The organism is Paraburkholderia sp. JHI2823, assembly GCF_038900695.1.
GTDB classification, from domain to species: Bacteria; Pseudomonadota; Gammaproteobacteria; order Burkholderiales; family Burkholderiaceae; genus Paraburkholderia; species Paraburkholderia mimosarum.
The window spans coordinates 1-531 of record NZ_JAYMRY010000207.1; the positions used below are offsets into that span (position 1 = coordinate 1).

The following is a 531-nucleotide window of genomic DNA, read 5'->3' on the forward strand; positions in this document are numbered from 1 at the left end:
GTGATACAATTTTGTAGAAAACATTCACACACCTAGATTTATCTTCTTTGTAAGAAAGTGTTTCCTTTACAAACCGGGTTATGGTTTGCATCAAGAAGGCTTTAGCAGTTGTTAAAGCAGTTTGTAATATTCAGTTGAATATAGTGGATTAAGACCTCGTTGGATAGAGGCGAAATCACCTTGACAGGTGGACTGGAGTAGTTTGAGATCAAACGAACCAGTATAAAAATAACGTGTTGTCTGCATTTGATTTCAAGTTTTAACAATTCAACCCCACTTCTTGTGTTTTTCACTTCTTCAATTGGCATCAGAGCGCCTGGTTCTGAGCTAAAACACTTAACCGTGTCAGTACAAGATCCAGCGTCAGAAAAACACAATGGCATGAAACTATTCTCACACCAGCAATGACAACCATGAGGACAGAGACAGATTCAGCGGCAAACCTCCAGTCTTTGATGGAGAAAACTTTGATTACTGGAAAGACAGAATTGAAAGCTTCTTTCTGGCACATGATGCTGATCTGTGGGATAT

The 531-nt window shown here is 39.2% G+C and carries 1 protein-coding gene; it reads right to left on the bottom strand.

Translation table 11 applies throughout. The annotated features are described in order from the left end of the window. Positions 1 to 307 precede the first annotated feature (307 nt). Positions 308 to 531 (bottom strand): hypothetical protein (locus tag VSR34_RS38325; RefSeq protein ID WP_342965222.1); only part of this gene is annotated, 224 nt, incomplete at its 5' end.